We start from the raw sequence: 19,903 nt of genomic DNA, 5'->3' as shown, positions 1-19,903 counted from the left end.
ATCATGCCAAGTCGGGACCGGGCGTGTCCGAGCCGCCCTGGCGACGGCGGGGTCCGGCACCGCCGACCGCGCCGAAGACCTTGCGCATGGCGATCTCCTGCTCCATCACCCCGGCCAACCGGCGGACGCCCTCGCGGATCCGCTCCGGCGACGGGAAGGAGAAGTTCAGCCGCATGTTCCCGGCGCCGGTGCCGTCGGCGTAGAAGCCGGTACCCGGCACGTACGCGACGCGGGCGGCCACGGCCCGCGGCATCATCGCCTTGGAGTCGAGCCCGTCGGGCAGCGTCGCCCAGACGAACAGGCCACCGCGCGGTGTGGTCCAGGTGGTGCCCTCGGGCATCAGGTCGGCCATCGCGTCGAGCAGCGCGTCCCGGCGCTCGCGGTAGATCTCGCGGTAGACCTTGAGCTGCTGCCGCCAGGGCATGGTGCCGAGGTACGTCGAGACGGCCGACTGCGCGTACGCGCTCGGGCAGAGGATCTGGGCCTCGCTCGCGATGACCAGCTTGTCGCGGACCGCGTGCGGGGCGAGGATCCAGCCCACCCGCAGGCCCGGCGCGAACGTCTTGGAGAACGTGCTCAGGTAGAAGACCCCGTCGCGCCGCCGGGCCCGCAGCGGCCTGGGCGCCTCGCCCTCGAAACCGAGCTGACCGTACGGGTCGTCCTCCACCACCAGCAGCCCGGCGCGCTCGCAGATGTCGAGCACCCGCTCGCGCCGCTCCTCGCTCAGCGTCACGCCGGCGGGGTTCTGGTAGGTGGGGATGGTGTAGAGGAACTTCACCCGCCGGCCGGCCCGGGCCAGGTCGGCGATGGCCACCTCCAGCGCCTCCGGGATGAGTCCCTCGTCGTCCATCGGCACGTGGGCGACCTGGGCCTGGGCGGCCTGGAACACCCCGAGCGCGCCGACGTACGTCGGGCCCTCGGCGAGCACCACGTCACCCGGGTCCAGGAAGAGCCGGGCCACCAGGTCGAGGGCCTGCTGGCCGCCGACCGTGACCACCACGTCCTCCGGGGAGGCGCCGCAGGAGGCGTCGATCCCGGAGAGGGACATCACCTCGCAGATCCGCTCGCGCAGCTCCGGGGTGCCCTGGCCGATGCCGTACTGGAGGGTGGTGGCCCCGTGCTCGGCGCCGAGCCGGCCGAGCATCTCGCCGACCGCGTCCAGTGGCAGCGCCGCGATGTAGGGTGCCCCACCGGCGAGCGAAACGACCTCCGGCCGGCTGGCCACCGCGAAGAGCGCCCGGATCTCCGAGGCGGTCATCCCGCGGACGCGCCGGGCGTACCTGTCGGTGTAGTCGTCGAGCGTCGTGCCGGTCATGACATCACCTCGATCGGGTGTCGGCGGGGCTGCCGCCCGGTGTGGTACCCGCGATGCCGACAGACATTGGCGGCGGGGGCCGGTTGGTCGATCGTAGTCCGTCGTGACGGTAGCGGTACCCGCCGTGTGGACACGTCCACATCCCGGACCGGGCGTCCGCCTTCCGGGCAGGGGTTCGCGCGTCCACTCCCGCAGCGCCGGGCGGAAGCGTACGATCGCTCGTCGGGAGCAGGAGGGCGCGGGACACACCGGCGCTCCGAGCCTATTGGTGGGGTGCGCTCATGTCGCGACGTCTGGTCAGCCTGACCCTGGACACGCTGGAGGACCTGCCTCGATCGTGCCGGCGCTGCGTCTACTGGGAGCTGGATCCGGTCTCCGCGGAGCGGGCCTGCGCGGCCGGTGACCCGGGCCTGGAGAAGGAGGCGTGGGTCTCCCAGACGCTGCTGGAATGGGGCTCCTGCGGCAAGCTCGTCTACGTCGACGGGATGCCGGCCGGGTTCGTCATGTACGCGCCGCCGGCGTACGTCCCGCGCTCGATGGCGTTTCCCACCTCGCCGGTCTCGGCGGACGCGGCGCTGCTGATGACGGCGCACGTGGTGCCCGCCTTCGCCGACGGCGGCCTGGGCCGGATGCTGGTCCAGGGCGTGGCCCGCGACCTGACCAAGCGCGGCATCAAGGCGATCGAGGCGTTCGGCGACGCGAAGTTCGGCGACGACGCGGACGACCCGGCCCGCGCCTGCGTGGCGCCGGCCGACTTCTTCCTGTCGGTGGGCTTCAAGACGGTCCGGCCGCACCCGCGCTACCCGCGCCTGCGGTTGGAGCTGCGTACGGCGCTGAGCTGGAAGTCGGACGTGGAGTACGCGCTGGAGAAGCTGCTCGGCTCGATGAGCCCGGAGACGCTGCTGCGGCCGGTCCGGCCGGCGCCGGCCACCCGCTCGACCAGCTGAGCAGGGCCAGCCGACCAACTGAGCGGGCTCAGTCGACGACGGTGCCGGCGGCGAGCACCGCCCGCAGTTCGGTCACGTCGATCGAGCCGGTCGGCACGTCCCGCTCGATCGGCAGGTACATCCGCTGCACCGCGGCGACGATGGCCTCGGCCACCCGGTCCCGGAACCGGGGGTCGACCAGCCGGGCCCGGTCGTCCGGGGAGGTCAGGTAGCCGACCTCGACGCGTACCGCGGGCATCCGGGTGAGCCGGAGCAGTTCCCACGCCTTGGCGTGGGTGTGGCAGTCGCGCAGCCCGGTACGGGCCACGATCTCCCGCTGCACCAGCCCGGCCAGGCGCTCGCCGGTCGCCGACGTGACGCCGTTGTCGGTGCCGTAGTGGTAGGTGGCCACCCCCTCGGCGGCCGGGTTGGCGTGGTGGTCGGTGTGCAGCGAGATGAACACGTCGGCGCCGAGAGAGTTGGCGAGCTGGGCCCGGTCGTCGTCGGGCAGGCAGCTCGCGGGCGACGGGCCCCGGGTGAGCTGCACGCGTACACCGGCCGCGGCGAGCCGCCCCTCCAGCCGGCTGGCGAGGTCGTGCACGAGGTCCGCCTCGGTCCAGCGCAGCGTGCCGTCGGGCACCACCACGCCCGGGTCGGTGCCCCCGTGCCCCGGGTCGATCACCACGGTCCGCCCGACGAGTTCCGGTCCGGCCTGCCGGATGGCGTCGGACTCGCGCAGCCACTGCGGGCGCCCGCCGACCACCTTGCGGCCGAGGCGGCGCAGCGCGTTGACGGTGTGCGGCCCGCACGACCCGTCCGGTTTCAGTCCCATCTCCCGCTGGAACTGGGCCACCGCGCGGGAGGTTCGGATGCCGTAGATGGCGTCGGCGCGTCCCACGTCGTACCCCATCTCCAGCAGGCGTTCCTGGAGCGAGCGGACGTCCTCGCCGGTGATCGGCTCGGGTACGGCGTGGAAGAGCGCGCGGGCGCCGAACCGCCAGCGGGCCGCGTCCAGCGCCCGCCAGGTCTCGGCGCCGACGCGCCCGTCGACGCTGAGGCCGCGGGACTGCTGGAACGCCCGGACCGCGCGTTCGGTCTCGGCGTCGTAGTCGTCGCCCCCGCTGTCGGCGGGGAGAAGCTCCAGGCCGACGAGCACGGTACGGATCTCGGCCACCGCCGGTCCCTGGTCACCGGGTCGGATCGGATGCACGACGACCCCCTATGCACGGACGTTGGCAGGACCGGAACTCCGACGGATGCTTACGGAGCGTACCGTGACCGGTACCCAGCGGGTTCGTGTTCATGCAGGTCAGGAAAGCCGGAACCCCCGTCACCCGGGCTGGGTGACGGGGGTTCCGGCGCTGTCGGTACGGCTCAGAGCGCCGACTCGATGAGCTTGAGCAACTCGCCCTTCGGCTTGGCGCCGGCGATCGACTGGACGGGCTGGCCGTTCTTGAAGATCGTCAGCGTCGGCACCGACATCACCCGGTAGGCGCGCGCCGTCTCCGGGTTCTCGTCGATGTTGAGCTTGACGATGGTGACCTGGTCCTTCATTTCGCCGGCGATCTCCTCCAGCAGCGGCGAGACCTTGCGGCACGGGCCGCACCACTCCGCCCAGAAGTCGACCAGGACCGGCTTGTCGGACTGCAGCACGTCGCTGACGAAACTCGCGTCAGTGACCGCCTTGGTTGCTCCCACTATGAACTCTCCTCCTCCGAACCTTGCTCGTCGAACTCTCAGCCCTGGATGGTGGCGATGAAGCGCTCGGCGTCCAGCGCGGCGGCACAGCCGGTGCCGGCCGCCGTGATGGCCTGCCGGTAGGTGTGGTCGACCACGTCACCGGCCGCGAACACGCCCGGCACGCTGGTACGGGTGCTCGGCGCCTCGACCTTCACGTACCCCTCGTCGTCGAGCTCGACCTGATCGCGGAACAGTTCGCTGCGGGGGTCGTGACCGATCGCCACGAAGACGCCGGTGACGTCGAGCACCTTGCTCTCGCCGGTGTGCACGTTGCGTACCCGCACGCTGTTGACCTTGCCGTCGTCGCCGAGGATCTCCTCGACCACGGAGTTCCACTCGACCTTGATCTTCTCGTTGCCCAGCGCCCGGTCCGCCATGATCTTGCTGGCGCGGAACGAGTCGCGGCGGTGGATGATGGTCACCGACTCGGCGAACCGGGTGAGGAAGCTGGCCTCCTCCATCGCCGAGTCGCCGCCGCCGACCACCACGATGTGCTGGTTGCGGAAGAAGAAGCCGTCACAGGTGGCGCAGGACGACACCCCGTGGCCGAGGTACTCCTGCTCGCCGGGCACACCGAGCGGCCGCCAGGCGGAGCCGGTGGAGAGGATGACGGCGCGGGCACGGTACGCGGTCTCGCCCACCCACACGGTGCTCACCGCGTCGGAGCCGATCTCGCCGGTGTCCTTCAGCTCGACGCGGGTCACGTCGTCGGTGAGGAACTCGGCGCCGAAACGCTCGGCCTGCTTGCGCATGTTGTCCATCAGCTCGGGGCCGAGGATGCCGTCGGCGAAACCGGGGAAGTTCTCCACCTCGGTGGTGGTCATCAGCGCGCCACCCGACTGCACGCCCTCGATCACCAGCGGCTTCAGGTTGGCGCGTGCGGCGTAGACCGCAGCCGTGTAGCCGGCCGGACCGGAGCCGATGATGATCAGGTTGCGGACCTCGTCCACTGCCGTCTCCCGATGTGTGTGTTCGTCACCGGCCGCACCGATGTCGATCCCGAGTGCCGACGGCTCAGCGGCGCCGGCGCCTGACTTGCAGAACGTCATCGTACGAAGCGGGGATTCCCGAGCCGGTCATCCGGTGGGTCAGGTCACGTGGCGGGACATGCGTGATGACCGCGTTTTCACCCTACCCGCGTACGGAAGCGCGTGTCCGCGCCGGACCCGGGTACGCCGCACTTCGGCCCGCTCGCCCAGCCCCAGCGGGCGCCGGTCGCGTCCGCGAACGTCACCACGAGCGCCGGAGCGCCCTGGTACCGGGCGTAGTCGATCATGTTGACGGTGAGCGGGGTCGCGCCGTGCTCCGCGCCGATCGCGGTGAGGCACGCGGCGAGCGTCTCCGGCCGGGCCAGCCGGTCCAGCTCGAGCGCGCTGACGCGGTACTTGTCGCTGGACAGGGGTATCTCCGGGCCGTTCTCCCGCCCCGCGCCGGAGGGACCGGCCATGTCCTGCGGCATCGACTTCGCCCCGCTGGGCACCCGGTCGGCGGCGAGGCGTTCCGGCGTCCAGTCGGTGCCGCTGCGCAGGGCCGGTCCGGTGGTCCGGTACGGCGCGGCGGCGGCCATCGGCGCCGCCTCCCCGGCCGCGCGGTCGGCCGTACCGCCGTCGCCCAGGTCGGCCAGCCGGCCGACGCCGAGCCCGACCGCCGCGACCGAGGCCGCGGCCAGGGCCACCGGGCCGGCGATCCGGGCCCAGCGCCGGGGACGACGACCGGGGCCGCTGTGCCGATCGGGACGCGACGCGGTGCCGGGCGGGCGGGACGCGCCGCCGGCCTGAGCCGGTACGACGGGCGTACCGTCGCGCAGCGCGGCCGGACCGGGCGCGGGCCCGGCTCCGGCGAGCGCCGCCGTGATCCGGTCGGCCACCGCCACGGGCATCTCCGGCGCGGGCGCCGCCGCCCAGCCGGCCAGGTCGGCGTGTACCAGGTCGACCGCCTCGGCGAGCGTCTCGTACGCGACCCGCCACGCCGGGTCCTGCTCGACCAGCCGGGCCACTGTCGCCTGCTCGGGGGTGCCGTCCAGCGCCCCGCCGAGGTAGTCGGCGAGCAGGTCGTGGTCGACCTCGCTGAACTCCCGGGAAGTCACGGCTCCTCCTGGCTGACGGCCTGACGGGACGCTCCCGACGAGGATCCGACGCCCTCGGGGCCCCGTCGGTTCCCGGAGGTGACCCGCGGCACGTCGGCCGCGGGGGAGTCGGAGCCGGTCCGCAGGTGCCCGAGCCGGACGGCGAGCCGCGCCCGACCCCGGGCGCACCGGCTCTTCACAGTCCCCTCGGCGACGCCGAGCATCAGTGCCACCTCGGCCACCGGATAGCCCTGGACGTCCACCAGGACCAGCGCGGCCCGCTGTTCCGCCGGCAACGCCGCGAGGGCCTGCCGGACCACGAGCGCGGTGTCGTGGTCGCGGGACGGCGCGGCCGGTTCCCGCCCGCCGGTGTGCCGGCCCGGTTCGCCGTCGGTGTGCACCCCGTCCGGCAGCGGGACGGTGGCGTGGGTCTGCCGCCGCCGGATCCGGTCCAGGCAGGCGTTCACCACGATCCGGTGCAGCCAGGTGGTGACCGCCGAGTCACCCCGGAACCGGGCGGCGGCGCGGTGGGCGGAGAGCATGGCGTCCTGGAGGGCGTCGGCGGCGTCCTCACGGTCGCCGATCGTGCGCAGCGCCACCGCCCAGAGCCGGTCACGGTGCCGCTGGAACAGGTCGGTGAACGCGTCCCGGTCGCCTTCCACGTGGGCCCGGAGCAGGTCCAGGTCGGAGCGGCCGGGCTGCGGGCCGACGCCGGTCGCCGCGTCCGGGGTACGCCCGCCGCGATCCGCCATCACCACATCCGGCGGAGGTGGCGCGGCGGGTGCGGCCGACGGGTCACGAGCCCTGGACCGTGATCTCCTGGACGCCGAGCTTCCAGGTGGTGCCGCTGTCCTTCACGGGCAGCTTGGTGATCCAGAAGAGGAGGTATTGGTACTTTTTGTCGGCGTCGAAATTGTCGAAGATCATTTTCGTGCCGCCGTTCTCGTTCGGCGGCCCGATCAGCGTCGAGTAGGCGTTCACGAGCTGCTTGTCGCCGGCGGAGCTGGACGGGAAGTCGCCGCGGACGCCGGCGCGCAGCTCGACCGTGGCGCCGGTGGCCGACAGCGTCGCCTCCAGCTGCTTGATCGTGTGCGGGGCGCCCAGGTCGATCCAGACGCCCATGCCCTTCTTGAGGCCGCCGAACTTGGCGTTCGTCCGGTAGGTGTTGGTCTCCCAGCCCTCGTCGTCGTCGCCGTCGATGACCTTTTCGGCGTTGCGCACCTCCGCGCGGTCGCCGTCCGGGTCGATGATCCGTACGTCCTGGATGGTCAGCTTGCGGACCTGCGCTGCGGGCTCGTCGCCACCTCCGGCGCTGGCCGGCGCGCTGTTCGACGGCTGGGCGACCGGCTCCTTGTCACCGTCTTCGCCACCGAGCGCGTTGATGCCGATGAGCAGCCCGACCAGAGCGACAGCCAGCAGGCCGGCGATGCCGATGGCGACCTTGCGCCCGCCGGCCGCGGCCAGCGGCGAGGGCTCCTCGCCGGGTTCGGCGGTGAAACGCAGCGGCCCGGCCTGCTCCAGGAACTGCTCGTCGGCCGGGATGTCGAGCCGGCTCAGCTCGGCGGCCAGCACGTCCGACGCCGGCGGGTCGATCTCCTGGTCGAGCAGGTCCATGGTCAGGTCGTCGAGGTAGGCCGGCACGCCGGCACGCACCTGCCGGGGCGCGGCGATGGCGCCGGCGGCGTCCCGGACCGCGTCCGGCAGGGCGGCGCGGCCGTGCCCGGCGGTGGCGCCGTGCAGCGGGGCCTCGCCGTGCGGCCAGTGCCCGGTCAGGGCGAAGTAGAGCACCCCGCCGACCGCACGCAGGTCGTTCTGCTGGCTGTCCGCCCCGTCGGTACGCGCGTCGGCAAGGACCACCCGGCCGTCGTCGCTGACCATCACGGTGCCGGGGTGCACGTTGCCGTGCACCATGCCGGTGGCGTGCACGGCGGCGAGGGCGCTCGCGACGGCGTTGCCGATCGCCGTGGCCCGGGCCGGGTCGAACGGCCCGCCGGCGGCGACCAGCTCGCGCAGCGACTGCCCGTCGACCCACTCGCGGACCACGTAGGCACGGTCGTCCTCGTCGATCGCGTCGTAGACGCCGACCAGGTTGGGGTGGATGACGCGGCTCGCGGCGACCGCGGCCTGAAGCATCTCGGTGGCGGAGTCGCCACCCGGGTAGCGGAGGATCACCGCGACGGGACGGCGGAGCACCACGTCGACGCCGCGCCAGACCAGCCGGCCGGCGCTGTCGTTGTTGATGTGCTCGACCAGCTCGTACCGTTCGGCGAGCAGCTCACCGACCGTGGGAGCACCGAAGGTCGCGACCGCAGGAGAGGTCTCCTCCGCTTCCTGACCCTCGCCGACCTGGGTCACCCGTCCTCCCTCGGTGATCGTGTCGATCGATGGACCCGTGCTGCTGGGCATGTGGCTTCCCGCTCTGCCTTCGGTGGAACGGCCGGCCGGCTCGACAGCCGCGTCGACCCGGTCGTACCCGTCGAGAGCGACCTTACCCGGGATGCCCGGTTCTCCGACATGTCATCTTCCCGCTGTGACCGGCCGGAAGCCAGACAACCACGGGCCCCGGCCGGGCCGCCCGCCGACCCGGTGGGCGAGCCGGACACGCACCGCCAATCTAAAGGTTGACGGCAAGGAGGCGGCACAGGGGCGTACCGGTGTGCCGCCCGGGTGGTTTCCCCACTCCGGCCTGCGCTCCCTCGTCCTTACGGTTGGTTGTCCACAGGCCGAGAGGCCCAGTGGACGGGGGAATTCCAAGTTATCCACAGCCGTATCCCCAGGCTGGTGATCCTCGTTGACCCTCGGTCACCGAGGGGGTCAACGCCCGAGGCGCCGCCGGACCATCCCGACCACCTCGGTGATCTCACCGATCCGCAGCACCATGGCGAGCCCGAGGTAGGTGGCGGCGATCGCCGCGCCGCCGATCACCAGCTGGACCGCGGCGGCGAGCCAGCTCAGGCTCGCCGGGTCGCCGGGAAGCACCGCGACCACCAGCAGGCCGACCAGCGCGGCGCCGAGCGCCGCCACTACCACCCGGCCGAGCGTGCGCATGATCCCGCCGAGCCCGATCCGGCCCACCCGGGGCCGCAGCAGCACCGCCGAGATGATCGCCGCCGCCAGGTACGACACGGCGTTGCCGAGCATCATCCCGGCCGCCGCGAACGTGTTCGAGAAGATCAGGAACAGGCCCACCTGGAGCAGGACGCGCAGCGCCACCACCGGAATGTTGATCAGAGCCGGGGTACGGGTGTCCGGCAGCGCGTAGAACGCGAAGGTGAACAGCTGGCTGACCGCGAACGGCACCAGGCCGAGCGCCGCCACCAGCAACACCGTCGAGGTGGCCACCGCGTTGTCGCCGGTGAACGCGCCGTACCGGAACACCACCACCGAGATCGGGGCGGCCAGCACCGCGTAGCAGACCGCGATGGGCGCGAGCACCGCGGTGACCATCCGGGTGCCCCGGGACAGGTCGGCGGTGACGTCGTGGAACCGGTTCTCGGCGGCGGCCGCGCTCATCCGCGGCATCAGCGCGGTGATGATCGAGACCGCGATGATGCCGTGCGCCATCATCAGCAGCAGGAAGACGTTGTTGTAGATCAGCAGGCCGGCGTTCTCGCCGTCGCCGCCGGTGGCCCGGTTGAGCAGGTTGACCACCACGAAGAGGCCGAGCTGGTTGACCGCGACGTAGCAGAACATCCAGGCGCCGAGCCGGGCCAGCTCGCGCAGCCCCAGCTCGCGGAAGTCGAACCGCGGCTTCCACCGGAAGCCGACCTTGCGCAGCGCCGGCAGCAGGCCGATCGCCTGCACCGCCACGCCCAGCAGCGTGCCGCCGCCGACCAGCAGGATCCGGTCCCAGCCCACCTCGCCGGGCGGCAGCGCCTTCGCGCTGTAGACGACGATGTACAGGCCGAACGTGCCGATGGAGACGATGTTGTTGAGGATCGGCGCCCACATCGGGGCGGCGAAGTGCCCCCTGGTGTTCAGCACCGCGGCGATCAACGCGCTGATACCGGTGAAGAACAGCATCGGCAGCATCAGGTAGGACAGCCGGGTGACGAGCGTGGTGTACGCCGGGTCGTCGCTGCCGGCCGCGTACAGGGCCGTGAGCACCGGGGCCAGCACCACAGCGATCAGCGCCGTCGCGGCCAGGGCCAGCACGGCGAGGGTGAGCAGGCGCTGGGCGTACGCCTCGCCCCGGTCCGCGTCGATCTTGCGACGGCGAACCAGCACCGGCACCAGGACGCTCGTCAGCACGCCGCCGAGCAGGAACTCGTACACCTGGTTGGGCAGGAACTGGGCGGTGGTGAACGCGTCGCCGACCATGGTGCCGAGCGCGGCGCCGATCATCAGGTTGCGGATGAAGCCCGTACCCCGGCTGACCAGGCTGCCGACGGCCATCACCGCGCTGTTCGCCGCGGCGCTGGTCTCGGCGACCACTTCCTGCGGGGGCGCGACGGCCTCGACGGCCGGCTGGTTCAGCGGCTCGGCGGAGATGAAGGTCGCGCCGTCGTCCGGCGGCAGGCCGCCGCCGTGCGCGTTCGCGCTGCGGTAGAGCCCGCCGCTCATCTGCCAGCCTCCAAGGGGTACGTCGCAACCGGGTCCGGCCGGCCCCGCCCAACCGGAACCTTAGTCAACCTCCGCCCGTTACCCGCGCCCGGCGCGGTCGATCCACCCCCGGCCCGATAGGCTGGCGATCCCATGTCCGAAGCCTCCGCCTCCCACGCCGCCGACAGCCGCGAGCTGACCGCCGCGCAGCGCAACGCCGTCGCCGAACTGCTCCGAGTCTCACCGGTCGCCGACGAGCTGGGCCGGCGCTTCGCCCAGGCCGGTCACGAACTGCACCTGGTGGGCGGATCCGTCCGCGACGCGCTGCTCGGCCGGCTCGGCAACGACCTCGACTTCTGCACCGACGCCCACCCGGACGAGACGGTCAAGGTGATCCGTGGCTGGGCGGAGTCGATCTGGGAGACCGGACGCGAGTTCGGTACCATCGCCTGCCAGCGCGACGGCCTCAACCTGGAGATCACCACCTTCCGGGCCGAGGTCTACGACCAGGTCAGCCGCAATCCGGTGGTGCAGTACGGCACCAGCCTGACCGAAGACCTGAAGCGCCGCGACTTCACAGTCAACGCGATGGCGGTCAGCCTGCCCGACCACCGGTTCACCGACCCGTACGGCGGGCTGGCCGACCTGGCCGCCAAGATCATTCGTACGCCCGGCACGCCGCAGGAGTCGTTCCGCGACGACCCCCTGCGGATGCTGCGCGCGGCCCGGTTCGCCGCCCAGCTCCGCTTCGCCGTCCACCCGGACGTCCGCGAGGCGATGACCGGAATGGCCGGTGACCTCGACCGGATCACCGCCGAGCGGATCCGGGACGAGTTCACCAAGCTGCTCTGCGGCGCCGACCCGATCACCGGGCTGCGGCTGCTCGTCGACACCGGCCTGGCCGAGCGCTTCCTGCCGGAGCTGACCGGCCTGAAGCTCACCATCGACGAGCACGCTCAGCACAAGGACGTCTACGAGCACACGCTCACGGTGGTCAGCAACGCCATGTCGCTGGAGACCGACGGCTGCGACTTCGTGCTGCGGATGGCCGCGCTCATGCACGACATCGGCAAGCCGGCCACCAAGGCGGTCGGCGCGGACGGCCGGGTCAGCTTCCACCACCACGAGGTGGTCGGGGCCCGGCTGACAAAGGCCCGGATGAAGGCGATGCGCTACTCCAAGGAGATCACCTCTCAGGTGGTCAAGCTGGTCGGCCTGCACCTGCGCTTCTACGGGTACGGCCGCGGCGAGTGGACCGACTCGGCGGTGCGCCGGTACGTCACCGACGCCGGCGACCTGCTGTCCCGCCTGCACAAGCTGACCCGTTCCGACTGCACCACCCGCAACCGGCGCAAGGCCGCGCAGCTCGCGGCCGACTACGACGCGCTGGAGGAGCGGATCGCCCGGATCGCCGCCGAGGAGGACCTGGCCCGGGTGCGGCCGGACCTGGACGGCAACGCGATCATGGAGTTGCTCGGCGTGCCGCCGGGGCCGGTGGTCGGCCGTGCCTGGCAGCACCTCAAGGAGCTGCGTCTGGAGCGCGGGCCGCTGGCCCGCGACGAGGCCGAGGCGGAGCTGCTGCGCTGGGCCCGCGACGAGGGCATCACCGGCTGATCTCCCGGCCGGGACGCTCAACGACGATACGGCGGCGTGTCGACCGAAAGGTTGACGCGTGTCAGTCGATGTCTCCCGCATGATGATGGTCATCATCAGCCGCCCGGATCGACGGGTACGGCTGTCCTGATCACATCCGCCCGTCCCCAAGGGACGGCCGCTGGACACGGGGAGAACATTCAGTGTCACGTCATGGCGCGCTGCGCCGCTCCGCGCTGGTGGGGCTGGCCCTCACCTCCGCGACCTCCATCATCTGCGCCGCCACCGGCGGCGCCGCCTCAGCCGACCCGGCCGGCCCGAAGCGTGCCCCGGTCCGGGGCGCCGACACGGCCGAGGCGGTACCCGGCCGCTACATCGTCGTACTCAAGGACGGCAAGGCCAGCCCTGCCAAGGTGAAGTCCACCGCGTCGGCCCTCGCCGGCGAGCACGGCGGGTCGGTACGGCGGGTGTTCGGCAAGGCGCTGTCCGGCTACTCCGCCGGCATGGACCGCCGGCAGGCGGAGCGCGTCGCCGCTGACCCGGACGTCGCCTACGTGCAGCAGGTCCAGCGCTACCAGGCCACCGGCACCCAGACCACCCCGCCGTGGGGGCTGGACCGGATCGACCAGGCCCGGCCGAAGACCGACGGGAAGTACACCTACCCGGCGACCGGCGCCGGAGTGACCGCCTACGTCATCGACACCGGCATCGACATCGACCATGAGGACTTCGGCGGCCGGGCCAGCAACGGCTACGACGCGGTGGAGTCCGACGACGTGGCCCAGGACTGCGACGGGCACGGCACGCACGTGGCCGGCACGATCGGCGGCACGAAGTACGGGGTCGCCAAGGACGTCGCGCTCGTCGCCGTGCGGGTGCTCGACTGCGACGGCGGCGGCAGCAGCGAGCAGGTGCTCGCCGGCATCGACTGGGTCACCTCGCACGCCACCGGGCCGTCGGTGGCCAACATGAGCCTCGGCTTCGAGGGCGTCGACCAGGCGGTGAACGACGCGGTCGCCCGCTCCATCGCCTCCGGCATCACCTACGCCGTCGCGGCCGGCAACAGCATGCAGGACGCCTGCGGCGCCTCCCCGGCGGGCGTGCCGGCGGCCATCACCGTCGGCGCCACCGATCAGATCGACTTCCGGGCCTGGTTCTCCAACTACGGCAACTGCCTGGACACCTTCGCGCCGGGCACCGGCATCGTCTCGGCCAAGGCCGGCACCGCCGCCGGCACGGAGACGATGAACGGCACGTCGATGGCCTCCCCGCACGTCGCGGGCGCCGCGGCGCTGCTGCTGGAGGCGCACCCGGGCTGGACGCCGCAGCAGGTGCGCGACTCCGTGGTGAGCACGAGCGTCAGCGGCGCGGTGCACGACACCATGGGCTCGCCCGACCGGCTGCTGCACGTCGGCGACGCGGTGGTGGCGCGCGAGTCGTACGGCCTCAAGGCCCGCGGCAACGGCCTGTACGTGACGGCGGAGAGCGGCGGCAACCGGCCGTTGGTCGCCCGCGGCACCGAGGTCGGCGCCTGGGAGCGGTACGACGTGGTGGACGCCGGCAACGGCTACTACGGCCTGCGTGCGGTGACGAACAACCTGTTCGTCACCGCCGAGAGCGGCGGCAACCGGCCGCTGATCGCGCGGTCCGCCGCGATCGGCGACTGGGAGAAGTTCCAGATCGTCACGAACACCGACGGCTCGGTCAGCCTGAAGGCCGTGACCAACGGCAAGTACGTCACCGCCTCGAACACCACCAACCCGCTGATCGCCAGCAAGACCACCATCGGCGCGGCGGAGAAGTTCGACTTCGACGCGGCGCCCTCGGTGGTCGCCATCAAGGCGGTGGCCAACGGCAACTACGTGACCACCGAGAGCGGCGGCACCCGGCCGCTGATCGCCCGGTCCGCGACCGTCGGGGCCTGGGAGAGGTACGAGGTCGTCAGCGTGGGCGACGGGTTCTTCGCCCTGCGCGCGTTGGCCAACAACCAGTTCGTCACGGCGGACGCCGGCGGCAACCGGGCGCTGATCGCCAAATCCACCGTGATCGACGCCTGGGAGGTCTTCGACTTCCTCGACTACAACACCGACGGCTCGGTCTACCTGCGGGCGAACGCCAACGGCAAGGCAGTCACCGCCGGCGCCACCGGGGGCAGCCAGCTCATCGCCAGCCGCGTCATCGACTGGGACAGCGAGACCCTGGGCCTGAGCACCGGCGAGAAGTTCGTCTTCACCGCGCTCTGACCCGCCACACCGAAACGGCGCCCGCCGGCTCCCCGAGGGGAGATCCGGCGGGCGCCGTCGTTCGTCACGCGCTGACGGTGCTGCCGCCCACCGTGTTCTTGCCGTTGCTCTGCGCGCTGCTGCCCAGCCGCGCCAGCAGCCCGGCCAGGTCGATGCCGGTGAGGTCGCTGCCGAGCTGGAGACCCTGGGCGACGTTCCCCGCCACCGACTTGGTCAGCGACGACGCGCCGTCGGTGGAGATCACCGTCATCTTGTCGATCGCGCCGATCGGGGCGCTGGCCGCGCCGACCACCTCGGGCAGCACCTTGACCAGCAGGTCCAGGACGGCCGCTTCGCCGTACGCGGCGAACGCCTCGGCCTTGCGGGCCATCGCGTCGGCCTCGGCCTGACCCTTTGCCAGGATGGCCGCGGCCTCGGCCTGGCCCTCCCGCTCGACCGCCTCGGCGATCGCGGAACGCCGGCGCTGCTCCGCCTCACCCTCCTTGGCGCCCTCGATCGCGTTCGCCTCGGCCAGCGCGGCCCGGCGGGCCCGCTCGCCCTCACCGGTGAGGCGGGCCTGCTCGGCGGAGGCCTGCGCGGCGGCGATGGTCGCCTGCCGCTGCGCGTCGGCGTGGAGCACCGCGGCGTTGCGGGCCGCCTCGGCCTCCTGCTCGACCTTGTACCGGGCCGCGTCGGCCGGCTTGCGCACCTCGGTGTCGAGCTGACGCTGCTTCAGTTCGGCGTTGCGCTCGGCCACCTTCTGCTGCTCGGAGAGGATCGCCTGGTCCCGCTCGGCCTGGGCGAGCGGCCCGGCCGCCGCCGACTTCGCCTTCGCCGCGTCGATCTCGGCCTGAATTCCGGCCTGCTTGAGCGACAGGTTCCGGTTCGCCTCGGCGATCGCCTCCTCGGCGAGCAGCCGCTCCTGCTCGGCCTGCTGGCGGGCCCGCGCCTCGGCGATGGCCGCGTCCTTGAGCACCCGGGCGGCCTCGGGACGGCCCAGGTCCTGCAGGTAGGAGCCCTCGGCCGAGATGTCCTGGAGCTGGAACGTGTCCAGCACCAGGCCCTGGTTGGTCATCGAGTGCTCGGCCTCCTCGGCGACCGCGCTGGCGAACGCCGCCCGATCCCGGATGATCTCCTCGACGGTGAGCCGCCCGACGATCGAGCGCAGCGCGCCGGCCAGCACCTCCCGGGTGAAGTTGTCGATCTCCTCCTGCTGGTTCAGGAAGCGCTGGGCGGCGGCGCGGATCGCGTCCTCGGTGCCGCCGACCTTGACGATCGCGACGCCGTGCAGCTCGGTGCGGATGCCCTGCTTGCTCACCGCGCCCCGGATGCTGACGTCGATCCGGCGGCTGGACAGGTCGAGCGACTGGAGCTTCTGGACCACCGGCAAAACGAAGACCGAGGCGCCGAGCACGACCTTCTGCCCGGACATGTCGGTGGAGCGGGCTCCGTCGGCGGACTGGGTGGTGCGGCCCTTGCGGCCGGTGACGATGAACGCCTGGTTCGGCCCGGCCACCTTGATCCGGGACAGCACGAACAGGACGAGGACGACGGCGAGGAGAACCGCGCCGCCGATGGCGACGAGCAGGGGCATGGGCATTCCTGTCTGTTGGTGTCAGTAGGTCTCGACGTGCACGCTGGTCTCGCTCAGTGCTTCGACCACGAAGATCCGGGCGCCGACCGGGAGCGGCCCGTCGGCGCGGGCGTTGAGCTTCACCGGCTGGCCCGCGAGGCGCACCCGCACCTCGCCGTAGCCGCCGCTGGGGATCGGCGTCACCACCAGGCCGATCGCGCCGGCCAGGTGGTCGCGGGTGGGGGTGGCGTCGGTGCGCATGTTGCGGGCCGCGCGGCTCAGCCGGGCCGCCAGCCAGCCGGTGGGCACGGCGGCGAGCGCGCCGCCGGCCACCGCCGCCGCGATCATTCCGGGGGTACGCCCCCCGAGCAGCTCGTTGACGATCGCGCCGCCGAAGCCGAACGCCCCGGTGAACCCGGCGGCCGCCTCCAGCGACACCGGCCCGTCGACGTCCGGCTGGCCGAGGTGGAGCACTCCCGAGCCGAGCAGGGCGAGCGTCAGCACGCCCACACCGACCCCGCCGATGATCAGGAAGATGAGCGTCCCGGTGGCCATGACCTGCACGGTATCGACGCCGTGCAACATCCACTTCGCTCGGCGGACGTTCAGCGCCCGGGTCAGCGCGGCGCGATCGTCACCTCGGCGAGGAAGAGGTCCTTCGGCAACGGCTGACGCACGAGTTCGCGGCCGGTGGTGTCGGCGAGCACGAAGTCCCGCGATCCGTACGGCCGCCGGTAGAGCAGGCGGTCGTCGCCGACCCAGACGACGTCGGCCACCGGCAGCGGGTTCACCACCCGGCCGGTCGCCGCCTCCACGAGCAGCGGCTCCTGCTGCCCCTGCACCACCACCAGTCTCCCGTCCGGTGACCAGGCCCACGGCCCGGCCGGGTCGCCCGGCAGCGGCTCGAAGCGGGTGGGCCGGCCGCTGTCGGCGGCGAAGAACTGGACGCCCCGCCGGGGGTGCCGGACCGCCTCGGACCGGGGACCGTTCGGGTCGGTCTGCTGGAGCAGCACCTCCCGCCCGTCGCGGGTCCAGAGGAAGAAGCACGAGTCGGTGCAGGGGTAGCGGGCGGTGTCGACGGCGTGGGATCGCGTGGTGCCGTCGACGCTCAGCACGACGAAACCGGGGTGACCGACCCGATTACTGGTGAACAGCAGGCTGCGGCCGTCCGGCGACCAGCTCGGCGAGCCGAGCGCGCGGCCCGGCTCGTACCAGCGGGTGGTGCCGCCGACCAGGTCGACGAGGCCGACCTGCCGGGGCCGGTCGTCGTCCCAGACCGCCACCAGCGAACCGGTGGGCGCGGGCAGGACGGCGTCGTAGCGGCTGTTGCCGAAGTACCGGCCGCGTCCCCGGTCGAGCAGGTACGACGGCCCGGCGGCGCCCGCCCCCGCCCGCGTGCCGGTGACCACCCAGTCGCCGGGCAGCACCAGCGGCCGGTCCGCCCAGTCCGGTCCGGGCGCCGACCGGACGACCGGCGACGGGTCGACGGTGACCGGCGGCGCGGTCGGCGGCGGGGCGGGGCGCGGACGGAGCAGGACGAACGGCAGCGCCACGGCGACCACCGCGACGAGCGCGGCAGCAGCAGTGCCCACGCGCCGGCGGCGGCGCAGCCGGTGGCCTCGGCAGAGCGCGCGCGACGCCAGGTCCGGAGCGGGCGCGGCGCCGTCGGCGAGATCGTGTACGGCCGTCCGGAGCGTCTCGTCCAGCGACGTGCTCATCGGGTCACCTCCGTCCGGTTCGTCAGTCCGTCGAGCCCCGGCACCAGCTTCCGGAGACGGGCCAGCGCCTTGGCGCTCTGGCTGGCCACGGTGCCGGGCCGGCAGCCGAGCAGCGCGGCCGTCTGCTCGACGCTCAGGTCCTCCAGGTAGCGCAGGGTGAGCACGGCGCGCTGGCGCGGCGGCAGCGCCCGCAGCGCGTCCCGCACCAGCAGCCGGAGGTCGCTGTCGTCGCCGGCGGCCGGTCGCTCCGGCAGTTCGGCTACCGGCACCTCCGCACGCCGCGCCCGTCGCCGCCAGCCGGAGACCTGGTCGTGGTAGAGGATCCGCTTCACGTACGGCTCCGCGTCGCCGTGGATCCGGGGCCACCGGACGTACGCCTTGGCCAGCGCGTTCTGCAGCAGATCCTCCGCCGCGTGCTGGCTGCCGGCCAGCGCGTACGCGACCCGCAGCAGGGCCGCTCCCCGCTCGTTGACGAACGCGGTGAACTCCCCGTCGACCTCTGCCACCGTCCACCTCCGCATCTGAGACGCCCGGGGCGGGGAAATCTTTGCCCACCGCGCGACAATGGGAGGCATGCGCTGGACTGTGCTCGCCTCGCCGATCGGGGAGTTCTCCATCGGCACCGACGACGGCGCGGTGCGCGGCGCGCACTTCGGCCGGGTGGACGGGGCGACCGACGAGCCCGGCGACGAGGTGGCGCGGCTGGCGGTGGCGGAGCTGCGGGCGTACTTCGCAGGTGAGCTGACCGAGTTCACCGTGCCGGTGTCGGCCCCGCGCGGCTCGGAGTTCGAACGCGCGGTCTGGCGGGAGATGACCCGCATCCCGTACGGGGAGACGAAGACCTACGGCGAGGTGGCGAAGGCGGTCGGCGACTCGGGCGGGGCGCGGGCGGTCGGGGTGGCCTGCAACCGCAATCCGGTGCCGGTGATCGTGCCCTGTCACCGGATCGTCGGCGCGGGCGGCAAGCTGGTCGGCTTCGGCGGCGGGCTGCCGCGCAAGGTGACGCTGCTGGAGCTGGAGGCCTCCGTGGCGCTGCGGCGCGCCTGGTCCTGACGTACGCGAAGAAGAAAGGCCGGGTCCGCGCGGACCCGGCCTTCCTTACTGCTGTGCGTCAGCGCGTCAGCGCTCGATCTCGCCGGCGATGAACGCCTCGACGGCGGCGTGCGCGTCGTGGTCGGCGTACTGCTCCGGCGGGGACTTCATGAAGTACGAGGAGGCGGAGAGGATCGGGCCACCGATCTTCCGGTCCAGCGCGATCTTCGCGGCCCGGACGGCGTCGATGATGACACCGGCCGAGTTCGGCGAGTCCCACACCTCGAGCTTCAGCTCCGCGTTGAGCGGGGTGTCGCCGAAGGAGCGGCCCTCCAGGCGGATGTACGCCCACTTGCGGTCGTCCAGCCACGGCACGTGGTCGGACGGGCCGATGTGCACGTCGCTCTTGCTCATCTCGTGCGGGATCTGGGAGGTCACCGACTGGGTCTTCGAGATCTTCTTCGAGACCAGGCGGGTGCGCTCCAGCATGTTCATGAAGTCCATGTTGCCGCCGAAGTTGAGCTGGTACGTGCGCAGCAGCTCGACCCCGCGGTCCTCGAAGAGCTTCGCCAGGGCGCGGTGCACGATCGTGGCGCCGACCTGGCTCTTGATGTCGTCGCCGACGATCGGCAGGCCGGCGTCGGTGAACTTCTTCGCCCACTCCGGGTCGGAGGCGATGAAGACCGGCAGGGCGTTCACGAACGCGCAGCCGGCGTCGATCGCGGCCTGGGCGTAGAACTTGTCGGCCTCCTCGGAGCCCACCGGGAGGTAGGAGACGACCACGTCGACCTGGGCGTCGCGCAGCGCCTGCGCCACGTCGACCGGCTTGGCGTCCGACTCCTCGACGATCTCGCGGTAGTACTGGCCGAGACCGTCGAAGGTCGGGCCGCGCTGCACGGTGACGCCGGTCGGCGGCACGTCACACAGCTTGATCGTGTTGTTCTCGCTGGCGACGATCGCCTCCGCGAGGTCCATGCCCACCTTCTTGGCGTCCACGTCGAACGCCGCGACGAACTTCACGTCGGATACGTGGTAGTCGCCGAAGGTGACGTGCATGAGACCCGGGACGCGGTCGTTCGGGTCGGCGTTCCGGTAGTACTCCACGCCCTGGACCAGGGACGAGGCGCAGTTACCCACACCGACGATGGCGACGCGGACGGAGCCCATAGCGTCTGCC

The 19,903-nt window shown here is 72.4% G+C and carries 17 protein-coding genes; 4 read left to right on the top strand and 13 right to left on the bottom strand.

Annotated elements, in window-relative coordinates:
- Position 1: 1 nt before the first annotated feature.
- A complete protein-coding gene (locus tag FHU28_RS02740) occupies positions 2-1,315 on the bottom strand; it encodes an aminotransferase-like domain-containing protein (protein WP_184680553.1) in 1,314 nt (437 codons plus the stop codon).
- A 281-nt stretch (positions 1,316-1,596) separates the two neighbouring features.
- Here FHU28_RS02740 and FHU28_RS02735 point away from each other — a divergent pair, with 281 nt between their 5' ends.
- The gene (locus FHU28_RS02735) at positions 1,597-2,262 is read left to right on the top strand and encodes a hypothetical protein (RefSeq protein WP_043327687.1); all 666 of its coding nucleotides are present in this window, start codon (positions 1,597-1,599) and stop codon (positions 2,260-2,262) included.
- A 28-nt stretch (positions 2,263-2,290) separates the two neighbouring features.
- Here FHU28_RS02735 and FHU28_RS02730 read toward each other — a convergent pair whose 3' ends face one another.
- The 7 genes from FHU28_RS02730 to murJ form a co-directional block, all read right to left on the bottom strand.
- On the bottom strand, positions 2,291-3,451 hold the full coding sequence (locus FHU28_RS02730) for an N-acetylmuramoyl-L-alanine amidase (RefSeq protein ID WP_184680551.1): 1,161 nt from the start codon (positions 3,449-3,451) through the stop codon (positions 2,291-2,293).
- 164 nt (positions 3,452-3,615) lie between these two features.
- A complete protein-coding gene (gene trxA, locus FHU28_RS02725) occupies positions 3,616-3,939 on the bottom strand; it encodes a thioredoxin (RefSeq protein ID WP_030499495.1) in 324 nt (107 codons plus the stop codon).
- A 38-nt stretch (positions 3,940-3,977) separates the two neighbouring features.
- Positions 3,978-4,931 carry a thioredoxin-disulfide reductase gene (trxB, locus tag FHU28_RS02720; protein ID WP_184680549.1) on the bottom strand — a complete coding sequence of 318 codons (954 nt, stop codon included), beginning with the start codon at positions 4,929-4,931 and terminating at the stop codon, positions 3,978-3,980.
- A 176-nt stretch (positions 4,932-5,107) separates the two neighbouring features.
- On the bottom strand, positions 5,108-6,067 hold the full coding sequence (locus tag FHU28_RS02715) for a hypothetical protein (protein WP_184680547.1): 960 nt from the start codon (positions 6,065-6,067) through the stop codon (positions 5,108-5,110).
- Positions 6,064-6,798 carry an RNA polymerase sigma factor SigM gene (sigM, locus tag FHU28_RS02710; protein ID WP_184680545.1) on the bottom strand — a complete coding sequence of 245 codons (735 nt, stop codon included), beginning with the start codon at positions 6,796-6,798 and terminating at the stop codon, positions 6,064-6,066. Before sigM ends, FHU28_RS02715 begins: the two co-directional genes overlap by 4 nt.
- A 43-nt stretch (positions 6,799-6,841) precedes the next feature.
- Complete coding sequence (locus FHU28_RS02705; RefSeq protein WP_184680543.1) at positions 6,842-8,452, bottom strand: protein kinase family protein; 1,611 nt, start codon at positions 8,450-8,452, stop codon at positions 6,842-6,844.
- A gap of 408 nt (positions 8,453-8,860) precedes the next feature.
- Positions 8,861-10,609 (bottom strand): murein biosynthesis integral membrane protein MurJ, encoded by a 1,749-nt coding sequence (gene murJ, locus FHU28_RS02700; protein ID WP_184680540.1) that lies wholly within the window; start codon positions 10,607-10,609, stop codon positions 8,861-8,863.
- A gap of 132 nt (positions 10,610-10,741) precedes the next feature.
- On the opposite strand from murJ, the gene FHU28_RS02695 reads away from it, so the two are divergent.
- Complete coding sequence (locus FHU28_RS02695; protein ID WP_184680538.1) at positions 10,742-12,202, top strand: CCA tRNA nucleotidyltransferase; 1,461 nt, start codon at positions 10,742-10,744, stop codon at positions 12,200-12,202.
- A 182-nt stretch (positions 12,203-12,384) separates the two neighbouring features.
- Entirely contained in the window at positions 12,385-14,424 is a 2,040-nt protein-coding gene (locus FHU28_RS02690) for a S8 family serine peptidase (RefSeq protein ID WP_184680535.1), read from the top strand.
- Between the two features lie 64 nt (positions 14,425-14,488).
- Here FHU28_RS02690 and FHU28_RS02685 read toward each other — a convergent pair whose 3' ends face one another.
- From FHU28_RS02685 to FHU28_RS02670, 4 genes are read right to left on the bottom strand one after another with little or no spacing between them, the layout of a single operon-like run.
- Positions 14,489-15,997, bottom strand: coding sequence for a flotillin family protein (locus tag FHU28_RS02685; protein WP_184680525.1), 1,509 nt, complete (start codon positions 15,995-15,997; stop codon positions 14,489-14,491).
- Between the two features lie 21 nt (positions 15,998-16,018).
- A complete protein-coding gene (locus tag FHU28_RS02680) occupies positions 16,019-16,561 on the bottom strand; it encodes a hypothetical protein (protein ID WP_073831146.1) in 543 nt (180 codons plus the stop codon).
- 32 nt (positions 16,562-16,593) lie between these two features.
- Positions 16,594-17,694, bottom strand: a complete 1,101-nt coding sequence (locus FHU28_RS02675) for a TolB family protein (protein ID WP_184680522.1) — start codon at positions 17,692-17,694, stop codon at positions 16,594-16,596.
- Positions 17,691-18,200, bottom strand: a complete 510-nt coding sequence (locus FHU28_RS02670; protein WP_376700608.1) for a SigE family RNA polymerase sigma factor — start codon at positions 18,198-18,200, stop codon at positions 17,691-17,693. Before FHU28_RS02670 ends, FHU28_RS02675 begins: the two co-directional genes overlap by 4 nt.
- Before the next feature lie 67 nt (positions 18,201-18,267).
- Between FHU28_RS02670 and FHU28_RS02665 the strand changes: the two genes are divergently transcribed.
- On the top strand, positions 18,268-18,747 hold the full coding sequence (locus tag FHU28_RS02665; protein WP_184680516.1) for a methylated-DNA--[protein]-cysteine S-methyltransferase: 480 nt from the start codon (positions 18,268-18,270) through the stop codon (positions 18,745-18,747).
- A gap of 66 nt (positions 18,748-18,813) precedes the next feature.
- Here FHU28_RS02665 and FHU28_RS02660 read toward each other — a convergent pair whose 3' ends face one another.
- Entirely contained in the window at positions 18,814-19,893 is a 1,080-nt protein-coding gene (locus FHU28_RS02660; protein WP_184680514.1) for an inositol-3-phosphate synthase, read from the bottom strand.
- Positions 19,894-19,903: the final 10 nt, after the last annotated feature.

The organism is Micromonospora echinospora (genome assembly GCF_014203425.1).
Taxonomy (GTDB): domain Bacteria; phylum Actinomycetota; class Actinomycetes; order Mycobacteriales; family Micromonosporaceae; genus Micromonospora; species Micromonospora echinospora_A.
Note: the sequence above shows the minus strand (reverse complement) of the source record. Positions and strands in the feature narration are given on the sequence as shown.